Genomic DNA, 10,992 nt, shown 5'->3' on the forward strand with positions numbered 1-10,992 from the left:
CGCCCCATTGGGAGATGAGTATGGCGGAACTAGAAGGTATACCACTCGGCCTCGTGTATTGGGACTCCAGGATCCCCAGACGCATTGTTGGCATTACACTCGATGTCGCTGGGAAAATCATAGTGGCGTCGGCAAACGGAGGCGCAGGCGCCCAGCAAAGTCAGGAGGCTGCTGCAATGCTGTCGATGGTGGCCGCAGCAATTGAACGGAAAGTGCCTATACGTCTGACAGGAAGCCTCAACCCGTACTCACCGCCAGACACGAACTACCCAAATGGGTATTTTATGATTTCCGGAATCGAGGTTTTTGGGTACAAGTGGGGCAATGAGTACCTGAGCAAATAGCGTTCATCCACCATGATGCCGCCCCCGGGCGGCTTTTTCGTCACCGGTGTCCATGCCGATAACTGCTATTATCGGCATGGAGTTTCACGGGGCAAAAGGGGTCGGTTCCAATTTGCGCTTGGCCGAATTGCCGTGGAATCAAGGAGTTAGCGTCATGGGGAGAGGCAACATGAATTGCTGGATCTGCGGCAGTCCCGCGACCTCGGCGGAACACTTGCTGAAGGCGTCCGATCTGCGCGCCTGCTTTGGGGCCGTCTCCCAGGACAAGCCGCTTTATCTTCACACCGATGCGGCGCGCAATGTCCGCAAGCGCACCGTGAAGGACCCGGCCTTCAAGTCGGACGCGCTGCTGTGCGCCCCCTGCAACAACGCCCTGAGCCAGCCCTATGACCGCGCGTGGGAGCGACTGTCCGCCGCACTGCGGGCGCATCCGAGCCTATTCCCCGGACGACTGATTAATCTTGGCAAGGTCTTCCAGGGGCCGGCCAAGGACGCCATGCGGCATGTGCACCTGTATTTCGTCAAGGTGCTCGGTTGCAGGATTGTCGAGCACGGCATCCCGATCGACATTGGCCCGTTCGCCCAGGCCTTGCGCGCGGGCACAGCCCATCCGCATGTGCATCTGGCGATCGGCCCCGCGCCGGCGATGCCTTACCGAAAGCGCATCGCGGGATGGTCGGAGATCCAGGGCGATGAGGAAGCGGGGCGTTGCGTCTTCGCCGCCAGCTTCTATCACGTGGGGGATGTGGCGGTGAACATCCTCTATGCGGAGCCAGGGCAACGACGCTTCGGCTTGTCGCAGGCGTGGCATCCGGATTCGACCGGGCGGCTGTTGCGCTTGGCTAACTTTGATCGGGCGTAGGGCTAGCCTGCACTTGGTGCGCCTGCAGGCGCGTGGGCGCCAACTTTTCTAAGAGGGACGAAACGATGAAACACCGAGATATGCCGCGCGGAGATTCCGACCTGGTGGAGTGCCGCGTGTGCCGAATGAACTTTGTCACGAGCGTCCCCGAAGACGTGCGCGCGCACCGCGCTGAGCACAACGAGCTTGCCAAGGGCGGGCTCCCCAAGGTGGTCCGCGAAATGCTTAAGGGGTTCGGCTGGGCGGTGGCACACAACGACGGTGGCCTGCAGCGCCTGCGCGACTACGAGCCGGAGGATGGCAAGCTATCAGTGGCCTACGGATGGTGGTCGCGCGCCGTTTTGGCAGGCGTGGCAATAACTGAGTTTGACGACTATATGGCGGCGCATCTTCGGCTGATCGATTCCATCGTGGATAACACCGACGCCCCTGGTACGCCGCAGCGTAGAGCCGTTGAACGCTGGGAAGGTTACGCTGGCTGATGATGGAAGCCCTCTTCAGCGTCGACGCGTTGTGGTTCACCGCCTTCAGTTTCTACGACGCGACGCGAGCACAGTGGTCCGTGGTGGCGGGATGGCTGCTCCTCAACCTGGTCATGCACGAACTCGGGCACGCCGGCGCAAGCCTTGCCTTTGGGCGCCCCGTTGAGGCGGTCCGTCTCGGCGCGCGACCGGTCCTATTGCGCATCCGTTCTCGACGCGTTGGTGAATGGCGCATCGGGCTGCCTCTGCCCAATGGCGCGACCTACTATGACGATGCGGTGACGCTGGCACGTTGGCGCGCGTGGCTGTGCACGGCGGCCGGACCCGGCGCGAATCTGGCGCTGGCCGCTGGTGCGATGTTCGCGCATGCGTTTTCCCCGAGCATCCTCACATTCGCCTGCTTCTGGATCGCCTTTAGCGCGGCAATCGAGGGGCTGGTGCCGCTCCACGGCAATGCCGACGGCACGAAGCTTTGGCGTGGCGCGCTGCGCGGTGTGGGCTTAGCCTGCGGCTGGCTGATGTTCCGATTTAGGACTACCAAGCTATGACACGAAAATTCGCCCCCGTTGAAGCACTCGCCGCCGGCGAGTACACCGCGCGGACCAAGGACACGGATATGTTGCGCGTGGCGATGAACGGGCATCAGCCTGTCCATCCGGAGGCCCGCTGCATCAGTGACGGAAAGTGGTGCACCTTTTACCGCGACGGGGCGGAAGTATGGAGCTGCAACGCCTTGTATGCTGCCGCGCATTTCCTCACCGAACCGATTGTGGAGAGCCAATCATGACAGATCCTCGCCCCGCGCGACATGCCATCACCAATCATGTGCCGGTGCATCTGGTGCAAGCGTTCCACCAGGCGGTGGACGAGTTCTTCGCGCAGGCGCGCAGCAGCAATACCGCTGGCCAGCGTGCCGCCGAGGTGCGCGCGCAGGATCACGATCGGGGCCTCGATTCCCTGGTCCATTTGCTGGAGTTGACCGAGTCCGACACGGATCAGGCCAGCATTGTTGCGGGCTTCCTCGCTGGCCTCTACAACGGGCGGGACTTCCCGTTCGATTTGACGGACCTTCGCCGGCTAGACGAAGACCTCTTCGAGCATTGCCTTGCCGTGCTTCGGCTCGACAACAGCGCGAAGGCGGAAGTGCACAACTACTTCCCCGACGGCCAAGCCCGATTCCAGCGGATGATTGCGGACTGGAATCTCAACAATCTGCCACCGCCCGAACCCGCGCCGGTTGAGGGGGCGCGGTACCAAGTCAAGTACGAAACACACGGCAATGCTCCTGGCTACCGTGACGTCACCTTGTACGTGTCCTTCACGGACGATCCCGATCGGCAGCGCCCGGTTGCGCTTTGCTTCTCCGCGCAGGACGGCGAGGAGATTGGGCGGGCCATCGTCGGCATTCATCGCCGAGCATGGCGCGACACCGAAGGGCCGATCGACAAGCGCGAAGGCGAGAAGCGCCCCTTGTGGATTGACCGTGATACCTACTGAAGCACCGGAAGCTACTGCGCCCACACGAGCGCAGTACGCCGCCCTGCGGGCCTGGCTGCAGGGCATGCCGGTCGAATTCATCGCGGGCCGCTGGCTGGCTACCGATCCGGACGACGTGCTCGAGCCGCGCGCAGCGCTCGCTCTGCTGCATACCCTCCGGGACGCCCTGGTACAACGCGCACGTCAGCATGGCAGGGACGACCTCGCGGAGGCTGCAAGTCTGCCTGGGCGCTCAGGAAAGGGCATGGACCGCGCTATTGAGGCTGTCCGAGAGCTTGAGAACCTCTCGACGCCTGCACCGCGGCCCGAGCATGGGGTCGGCCTGTGGCTCGCCGCCCCATTGGCTCGCCGCCTGCAGGCGGCCAGCATCCGTACCCTCGGGGAACTCACTGCACTGTGCAATCAGCGTGGAAGCGCCTGGTGGCGGCGCGTGCCGCGAGTGGGGCCATTGGCAGCCGCGCGCATAGTAAGAGTGCTGGAGCGGTACAGTGCAAGTTTAGGGCCGCTTAGCGCCCATGTCACAGGCGTACCGCCGGCGGGGCCATTGGCACCTGCTCAATTGCGCGTGGATGGTGGTACCGCACTTCCCCTCGAGGCGATGCGATTGCCACGCGAACTCGACGGGTCCAAAGGCGTGAATCGCGCGCCTCTCGAGCGCTGCATGATTGGCGCCCGTGATGATTACCAGGCAATCCAGACCTGGCTTTCCCTTTGGCCTACGGAATCGCAAACCTATCGCGCCTATCGCAAAGAGGCAGAGAGATTCCTTGGCTGGGTCATCCTTGAACGGGGGAAAGCCTTCGCCGACGCGCTCACGGATGACTGCATTGCCTACCGCGCCTTCTTGGCCGATCCGCAGCCCGCAGCACGCTGGTGCGGGCCCCGCGCGGCACGAGAGATCCAGGTGGCCGGCACATCGATGCATAACCCGGCGTGGCGTCCTTTTCTGGGGCCGTTGGCGCCTCGCAGCCGAGCCTTCAGCGAAACGGTGCTCAATTCACTCTGCGCGTGGCTCGTGGACCGGCGCTATCTCGCCGCAAATCCTTGGGCCGGCGTGCCACTACAGCGCGTGGCCAAGCCTTCTATGCACGTTGAGAAGGCCATCGCCATGCCTGTCTGGGAGGTGATGAGCTCATGGTTAGATGCCGAGGCCTTCGCCAGCGCGCGCGGTCGCCTACTGCGTGCTGCCGTACTTCTTCTTCGTGAGACGGGCATGCGCTGCGACGAAGCTGCAGGAGCAGTGCGGATGAACCTCGTCCCGTTAGCTAACACGTCCCAAGGCGGAAAGCTGCAAGCGGTTTGGGGAGAACTAAACATCGTGGGCAAGGGCGGTCGTGAGCGCTTCGTGCCAATCAGTCAGCGACTCCGCGGTGCCTTAGAAGAGCACTGGGCAGACCTAGCGAACGCGGATAGCCCGCTATCCGATGATCACTTGATTGCGCCGCTAGTCGTGCCTAATACCCCACGAGCTCGAGCCAAAGCTACCGAGGGTCGGCAGGGCTATAGTGCACGAGGCCTGCGCCAGCTGATCGAGGAAACGTCAGACCGGTTTCTATCACACATCACCAGCGAAAGCCCGGAGTTGCTCGCGGAAATGACGCGGATTTATCCGCATGCATTCAGGCATGCCTTCGGCGCACACGGCCTCGCCGCCGGCATGGGCATCAATGTCGTGCAGGGGTATCTAGGACATGCCTCCATCGCAACCACGACGCTGTACAGCACGGCGGACCGCGATCGTAGGCTTCACGACGTAGAGAAATTCTACCGGACCAAGTAGGAGCAGCGACCGCCGGCTGCGCGTCCCGCACTCAATTTCAACGTTGGAAATGCTGTTTCGATGACAATAGCCATGCTGAAACAGAGCGCTTCGCGCAGTGTGGAAACAAAAACCTTTGACAGTAAATCGTTGTGACACCAGAAGGAGAGTGAGTCATGATCCCAAACGGGGCTTTCGAGCAAGAGGGTTTCGCTGGCGACGGCGGTGCTAGCCTTCGACTTGGCCAACGTGAAAGGTACGAAGAGCTGTTTGCATTCGCCGACGAATGTTCGCGTCTCACGATGAAAGTGGCAGCCCTCTTGCCGGACGCGACGACGAAGCGGCAATTGGTCGTCAGCCTATTTTTTGCTCGGTGCACGTCGCATTACCAAGCCGCTATGAACCTCGCGGAAGGCGGCATGACCGTTGAGTCCCTCGTACTTTCACGAGGGCTTGTCGAGACCTTTTTCGTCCTGGCCGCAATAGCCGAAGATGCCGTGACGCCAGGGGAGTTAGTCGGCCACGACAACGCGTCGCGCGTAAAGCACGCGAATGCACTGCTCAAGCTCAAGCAAGTATCCGAACGTTGCGCCGCTCAAAGAAACACTAACGGAGTTCGTTACTCAGAACGCTGGGCTCTCAGCGATTGACATGCGCGAGTTCGCGAGGAGGGGAGAGGCGCTTGCAGTCTATGACGGGCTTTATCGTCATCTGTCCCACCATGCTGCTCATCCCTCGCTTTCAGCAGTGGATGTCTACATCACCGACGGTGAAAGTGGCCGCCCTACGGCAAGATATCAGCCCATTCTAGGCTACACACCCCGAGCAGTATTGAGCGCGTGTGCCGGCATTCTCCTAGCGTGCTATGCATGCGACCGGACCGGCGTGCGAACGCCTGATACGAATGCCGCTGGCGCACGACTGTGGACTGCCTACGAGCAGTTGTACGCCCAATTCCAGCCGTGGGAATAGCTTGCCATGCGGTGCGAACAGTAGAGGGAATTCGAGAAGGCGCGCCTACCGCAGCCGCACAACCGCCTAGGTAGGCCAACCGTATTCCTATTGTCATGACTCTACTACGGTCAAATGTTGTTGACTACGTGCACTTGTGCACCATAAAATTATTTCACGCTCGCATGGGTTGCAACACGCTTCGCAGATGGGCGCAACACATGGCTTAGCTAGGTCATGGGCCGAAGCCGCCAAGACCATCGGCTTCGCGGCCATCACTTCCGCCTCGGTGATTCTGCTCGTTGGTGGACTCTGGGATCATTGGGAGTGGATAATGCGCGCACTGACATTCAGCTATTGGACGAACGTAGGCCTCGCATTTCTCCTCATAGCCGCAGCCGCCCTAGTGTTATGCGTTGTGGAGAATCGAAGCGAGCTTAGCACCGAGCACCAGGTCTATCGTGCGCATCGCCTGCACCTGGTTGTCGCAGTCATCGCGAGTGCGGCGGCTCTGCTGGTTGCGCGCGCCACCTCACCAGAATCCATGACTGCTATTCGCGTCCTGGCGGGCGCTGCGATGTGGCTGGGTGCCGTTATGGTCTTCTTTATGTCGATCTGCGCGATGCGAAGTTCGTTTCTCGCAGACGCGTCCACCTCCAGCGATTAAGCACAATGCAATTTCAATCCCTCGCGTCGATTCTACTGACGAGTCCGCTCTTCGCCGCGGCTATCGCGGCCATCATCGTGTTTGCGGGCTATCGCTTTGTCAGATGGCGTCAGGAAGTGGCCTTTTGGGCTTGCGCAGCTCTGTTCGCCGAGCAGCAGTTCCGCTCGGCCAGCGACCAAGAGATTGACGCATTCTTGGCATCGGCAGCGCGAATGGGGAAGAGGGACTTCGCCATGGAACGCCTCTCTGCGGTCCGAAGCCAGCATGCAGGCATACTTACTGTGGGGCACCTCTGGTGGACCTGGTGGCAAGTGCGCGGCCTGGTAGCGGCTAACAGGCCGGCTCCCGCTTGCGCACCGGAGGCCGGTCTAGACCAAAGCAGCTTAGAGAATATTCCCTTGGCAGTCCTTATGAAGAAGTGGTGAGGAGCATGTCCCAGCACAGCCTAGCGAATAGCTCGCTTTGGGCGATAGGGACAGCCTGCGCGAACTATTCCGCAATCAGGTAGCGCTGGCGATTCTTGCCGCTGATCCACGCCGGCGCATACCCCCTCCAATCAAGCTTCGCTCCAAGCTTCCGATAAAACGAAGAAGAGCTCTCCTGCGCTATGCTACGCAATTGGAAGCTCGACCAGTCATCACACGGAGATAGCGAAAGAATGAAGCGACTACTTGGAAGCGCCCTGATCATCCTCGGCGTCCTTGCCGGATGCGGCAACAACAGCGGAAGTGAATACCTGGGCAAGTGGGTCAATTTAAAGAGTGAAAAGCGCTTCCTTGAAATTGAGCGCAACGGCGATAGCTTTATGGTCCGCAACACGGGCCCGAGTTTCATAGACGGAAAGCCGGAGACCAAGAATATTCCGGCTACCTACGCAAACGGTGTTTTGAAAGTGTCTATGGGAATGGGCGATATCACGCTTGCCATTGACAAGGCATCGGGCAACCTTACCGATGGCAGTGTGGAATACAAGAAGACAAACTAGTCCGTTTGATTGCGGCGCCGACCGCGCATTCGCCGGCGGCGCCAGTTGCATGCGTTTCTCCAAGCCCTTGCGACCAGTCCCAGATCATCCTTGACATGGTGCACATGTGCACCATATGATGATCACACGTTCAGCGCTAAGAGCTTTCCAACGTTGGAAATAGGGAAGGGAAGGCGAGGACTGTCGCTCTGCGGGTTTTCGTGAGAGCATATCTACTTTATTTAAATCATACAAAAGGAAGCCACTTATGAAAGCAACCCGTTCGATGCTGCCCGCCTTTCTGGCAACGCTCGTGCTCGCCGCGTGCGGCGGTGGAGGTGGCGATGGCAATTCCGCGCCGCCGGAGCAAGCTTTGCCGCCTCCGCCGACGGCTCCCGTGACTGTGGGCGAGACAACGCTTGCAGCGGGTCTCCTGACGGCCAGCGGATTTGGCAACATCGTGAACGGCGTGGAGCAAAAGGGCATCTCCAAGACAGCTGCGACCAAGGCATCGAGCAACGTTTTCGACATCCGCGCCGCCGTCGCCGTCGCCGTCGGCCCCAGCGCCAACAGCACGCCCACGAGCGCTTTCGACACGATCGACACGGCTGCATACTGGGCACTCGCATCCTCGGGCTGGACCAACGCCACCACCAGCTACCAAGCGACCTTCTCGTCCGACGAGGTGGCAACGGTCTCGTTCGGCAGCATCTCCAGTGCTCCTTTCACCTGGTCGGTGAAGCTCAACCTCAAGGATGTGGGCGGCGGCCAGGTGACGGACTATCTCGTCAATGCCGCGGGCGCACCGCTGACCGCCTCCATGGTGGCCGCAGCGCTTCCCGCCGGCGTAAAGGCAGCGTATCCCTCGTTCGCGCCCTCGACGGCGACAGTCATCGCGTCGATGTTCGGCGAGCTCGACCCGCTGCTGGTATCCGAAGCGGACCTGCTCACGCGCAGCTTCTGCGAAGACAGTGCTGATGCCAGCGCACGCGTGCAATACCAGCTTGCCGCGTCGGGCGTGCTGAAGGTCTTTGACGCCAAGGCCGCCGGGTGCGGTGCCGGCGCCACGGCGCTGCCCGACGGCAAATGGGAAACCCAGACGCTGTACGGCAAGACGGTCTATCTGCTGTCGTTCCCGACCGTAGCGCACTACGAATCCTTCAACGCCTACGTTCCCGCCAGCGCCTTTGCGGCGGGTGCGCGCAAGGCCATCGTTGCCGGCAGCGGTTCGGAGCGCTGGAAGTCGGGCTTCTTCATCCCGAAGGACGTGGCCATCCAGTCGAAGCGCGCGTTCCTGAGCGTCGGCGCTCTGGACGCAATCCGCACTGCCGTGTCCCTGTAACGCACCTCTCCGGCGCTGGGCCTGACCCGCCCTGGCGTCTTTGTCCCGCCCGGCCTAATGGCCGGGTTTTTTTATAGATGGATAAAACCAAGTCCATTACTTAGGATGGCTGCCGTCGGCGCCGCTAACCTCTACGGAGAAAAAGTGAAGAAAGATTTTCGTTGGCTCACCACAATTCAGTGGACGTTCCTGACCACCACGATTGGGCTTATGTGCATTGCTGCTCAGTTTCATCGTAGTGTTGACTATTCCTGGGTCCAGGCGCTGCGCGCCGCCGAGGCGGCAGCACTCGGAAGCGCTGACGCGCCTCCCTTGTTGGAGCACTTTGTTTCAGGATTTGCCTACACCCTGATTGCATTTTGCGGCGTCCAGCTACTGGGACTTGTGTTCCGGGAAGCTGGCAAACTCGTGGACAACTGGTCGAAGGGGCTTCGAGCGTCCGCCATCCTCGTGCTCGTCATGACGGTGTACTTCATTGTCGAACCCAAAACCGCTTCTCGCCAGTGCACTACCTGGTCGCAATATTGGTTGGAGGCTGGCTGGGGCTATTCATCCGGGCTCCGCGCCGGACAATGGAACAAGCGATGCGAAGGCCGTTGCACTCAGTGTTCTATGTTGCTGCGACCATCTGGATGCTGCTCAATCTCTCATGGGAAGTGCGGCAGTTGCTTACGGCCACAACGAGCCTGTCCCAGTCTTGCCTGCAGTTGCTCTGCAGCTTGCTTGGCCTGGGGGCGGGCTCCTTGTCTTGCGTGTCGTCTGCTTCAAGTCGGTCGACGTGGCGCATAGCGCCGGCGCCGCGCGCGCCTGAGTCTCCCCGACGTACCTCAAACAAGAGGGCCGACTGATCGTCGGCCCTTTTTTTGCCTAACGACCGCGCCCTTGCGTCGGCTTACTCGAAATGCCGGCCTTGCCGTCTCGGTAGGTCACAGTAACGGTGCCCCCGGTCTCAGGTACGGTACGGAAGGCGGTCTTGTCGTGAATGACGTATTCATGACGACCGACCTCCTGCGCGATGTGCGTCGCCGTCTGAAACACCACCTTGCCTTTATAGCGCCCAGCTTGCGAGCTCACGTGTGCAATCTTCGCGTTGCTGTCCAGTGCACGCACTTCGTCCTCAATGGCCACTATCGGACGTTCGCCGTGCTTGCCAACAGCGTGCACCTTTCTTACTGCTGAGAGCTCATCTCGATAGCTTCGCTGCAGAGCTTGCAGCTCGAGGTTTGCTATCCGGATATTCAGTTGCGTAGCCAAGCGTACCGCCCGCCGTTTGAACTCGGCATCACCGCCGGTGAGGCGCACGCCCCTGGCCATTTGGTGTCCGCGTACTGCAAAGACATGAGCAATGCGTCGTCCGACACGTCCCTCCGACCATAGGTGACTCGTGAGCCCTCATCGTCAAATGCTTTGCCGCCATCGTTGAAGCTGTATAGCACCCGTCCGTTGTTGGAGACCTTCCAAATGAGGTTCTGGATCGTCCGTGCATGGGGGTCAGTCCGGTGTGGCTCGGCGGGACGAATGGCGTTCTCTTCCTGCTCGTCTTCCGGACGCCCTTCGGCAGGGGCATCGCCCACTATGCCCTTTCGCCGATCACGCCCCTCCTGGTACACCATGCCGCGCAGAGCACTGATGGCGGCCTCGTCACCCTGCTGCGCCAGATTCTCCACCCACGCCCGCCAACTAGGTAAGGCGGGGAGGAGGGCGCGCCTCTGCTCCCGCTCTCGTTTAATGGATTCCTTCAATTGGGCGCGCGTCCGCTCCGTTGTCATCTTCAGCAGCATGTAAGCCTGCTGCTTCTGTGGCTGGTTCAATGTTCGGCTTCCCTGAATCTCCTTCCGCCCGGCTTTGTAACGCGCTTCGAGCTCGACTAGCCGCCGCTTGTCCTCAGCGTACAGGGGGCAAGAGCCAGCGTGGCGCGAGCCCGCATTTCTTTCGCACGGACTTGCTCGGCGGCAAACCTGGCTCGAAGGTCGTCGCGAAGAGCCTTCCTCTCCAGGCGCCGCTGCAACCGCTTCTCAGGATCTCGCTTGTAGGTCCGCTCTGGCGCCGGCGTCCGCGCTTGGTCGCCGGCTGGTTCAAACTGGCCGAACCTCGCCTCGAGCTCCGCGCGCTTTAGGAACCGAA

Annotated in this window: 14 protein-coding genes; 11 read left to right on the forward strand and 3 right to left on the reverse strand. The window is 60.8% G+C overall.

The annotated features are described in order from the left end of the window. Positions 1-20: 20 nt before the first annotated feature. The 11 genes from OMK73_RS04000 (at position 21) to OMK73_RS04050 (ending at position 8,868) form a co-directional block, all read left to right on the forward strand. Positions 21-344, forward strand: a complete 324-nt coding sequence (locus tag OMK73_RS04000; protein WP_267600880.1) for a hypothetical protein — start codon at positions 21-23, stop codon at positions 342-344. Between the two features lie 169 nt (positions 345-513). Then, complete coding sequence (locus OMK73_RS04005) at positions 514-1,206, forward strand: hypothetical protein (protein ID WP_267600881.1); 693 nt, start codon at positions 514-516, stop codon at positions 1,204-1,206. Positions 1,207-1,331: 125 nt separating this feature from the next. Continuing rightward, positions 1,332-1,688 carry a hypothetical protein gene (locus OMK73_RS04010; RefSeq protein WP_324291650.1) on the forward strand — a complete coding sequence of 119 codons (357 nt, stop codon included), beginning with the start codon at positions 1,332-1,334 and terminating at the stop codon, positions 1,686-1,688. After that, positions 1,688-2,236 (forward strand): site-2 protease family protein, encoded by a 549-nt coding sequence (locus tag OMK73_RS04015; RefSeq protein ID WP_267600883.1) that lies wholly within the window; start codon positions 1,688-1,690, stop codon positions 2,234-2,236. Before OMK73_RS04010 ends, OMK73_RS04015 begins: the two co-directional genes overlap by 1 nt. Beyond that, positions 2,233-2,475, forward strand: coding sequence for a hypothetical protein (locus OMK73_RS04020; RefSeq protein WP_267600885.1), 243 nt, complete (start codon positions 2,233-2,235; stop codon positions 2,473-2,475). Before OMK73_RS04015 ends, OMK73_RS04020 begins: the two co-directional genes overlap by 4 nt. Beyond that, positions 2,472-3,185 (forward strand): DUF7673 family protein, encoded by a 714-nt coding sequence (locus OMK73_RS04025; RefSeq protein ID WP_267600886.1) that lies wholly within the window; start codon positions 2,472-2,474, stop codon positions 3,183-3,185. The genes OMK73_RS04020 and OMK73_RS04025 overlap by 4 nt, the downstream gene beginning before the upstream one ends. Positions 3,186-3,249: 64 nt before the next feature. Then, positions 3,250-4,965 carry a phage integrase family protein gene (locus OMK73_RS04030; RefSeq protein ID WP_267600887.1) on the forward strand — a complete coding sequence of 572 codons (1,716 nt, stop codon included), beginning with the start codon at positions 3,250-3,252 and terminating at the stop codon, positions 4,963-4,965. A gap of 155 nt (positions 4,966-5,120) precedes the next feature. Continuing rightward, a complete protein-coding gene (locus OMK73_RS04035) occupies positions 5,121-5,594 on the forward strand; it encodes a DUF5677 domain-containing protein (protein ID WP_267600888.1) in 474 nt (157 codons plus the stop codon). A gap of 458 nt (positions 5,595-6,052) precedes the next feature. Beyond that, positions 6,053-6,562 (forward strand): hypothetical protein, encoded by a 510-nt coding sequence (locus OMK73_RS04040; protein ID WP_267600889.1) that lies wholly within the window; start codon positions 6,053-6,055, stop codon positions 6,560-6,562. A 658-nt stretch (positions 6,563-7,220) separates the two neighbouring features. Then, positions 7,221-7,547, forward strand: a complete 327-nt coding sequence (locus OMK73_RS04045) for a hypothetical protein (RefSeq protein WP_267600891.1) — start codon at positions 7,221-7,223, stop codon at positions 7,545-7,547. Between the two features lie 247 nt (positions 7,548-7,794). Then, positions 7,795-8,868 (forward strand): hypothetical protein, encoded by a 1,074-nt coding sequence (locus OMK73_RS04050; RefSeq protein ID WP_267600893.1) that lies wholly within the window; start codon positions 7,795-7,797, stop codon positions 8,866-8,868. An 867-nt stretch (positions 8,869-9,735) separates the two neighbouring features. Here OMK73_RS04050 and OMK73_RS04055 read toward each other — a convergent pair. From OMK73_RS04055 to OMK73_RS04065, 3 genes are all read right to left on the reverse strand, one after another. Further along, positions 9,736-10,122, reverse strand: coding sequence for a KfrB domain-containing protein (locus OMK73_RS04055; protein WP_267600894.1), 387 nt, complete (start codon positions 10,120-10,122; stop codon positions 9,736-9,738). Then, the gene (locus tag OMK73_RS04060; RefSeq protein ID WP_267600895.1) at positions 10,107-10,679 is read right to left on the reverse strand and encodes a hypothetical protein; all 573 of its coding nucleotides are present in this window, start codon (positions 10,677-10,679) and stop codon (positions 10,107-10,109) included. Before OMK73_RS04060 ends, OMK73_RS04055 begins: the two co-directional genes overlap by 16 nt. A gap of 56 nt (positions 10,680-10,735) precedes the next feature. Next, positions 10,736-10,992, reverse strand: a 257-nt coding sequence (locus OMK73_RS04065; protein ID WP_420715454.1) for a hypothetical protein, incomplete at its 5' end; no start/stop codon positions are given.

Source organism: Cupriavidus sp. D39 (genome assembly GCF_026627925.1).
Taxonomy (GTDB): domain Bacteria; phylum Pseudomonadota; class Gammaproteobacteria; order Burkholderiales; family Burkholderiaceae; genus Cupriavidus; species Cupriavidus ulmosensis.

Coding starts and splice junctions, on each gene's coding strand:
- OMK73_RS04000 (WP_267600880.1), top strand. CDS start 21: ATGGCGGAACTAGAAGGTATACCACTCGGCCTCGTGTATTGGGACTCC.
- OMK73_RS04005 (WP_267600881.1), top strand. CDS start 514: ATGAATTGCTGGATCTGCGGCAGTCCCGCGACCTCGGCGGAACACTTG.
- OMK73_RS04010 (WP_324291650.1), top strand. CDS start 1,332: ATGAACTTTGTCACGAGCGTCCCCGAAGACGTGCGCGCGCACCGCGCT.
- OMK73_RS04015 (WP_267600883.1), top strand. CDS start 1,688: ATGATGGAAGCCCTCTTCAGCGTCGACGCGTTGTGGTTCACCGCCTTC.
- OMK73_RS04020 (WP_267600885.1), top strand. CDS start 2,233: ATGACACGAAAATTCGCCCCCGTTGAAGCACTCGCCGCCGGCGAGTAC.
- OMK73_RS04025 (WP_267600886.1), top strand. CDS start 2,472: ATGACAGATCCTCGCCCCGCGCGACATGCCATCACCAATCATGTGCCG.
- OMK73_RS04030 (WP_267600887.1), top strand. CDS start 3,250: ATGCCGGTCGAATTCATCGCGGGCCGCTGGCTGGCTACCGATCCGGAC.
- OMK73_RS04035 (WP_267600888.1), top strand. CDS start 5,121: ATGATCCCAAACGGGGCTTTCGAGCAAGAGGGTTTCGCTGGCGACGGC.
- OMK73_RS04045 (WP_267600891.1), top strand. CDS start 7,221: ATGAAGCGACTACTTGGAAGCGCCCTGATCATCCTCGGCGTCCTTGCC.
- OMK73_RS04050 (WP_267600893.1), top strand. CDS start 7,795: ATGAAAGCAACCCGTTCGATGCTGCCCGCCTTTCTGGCAACGCTCGTG.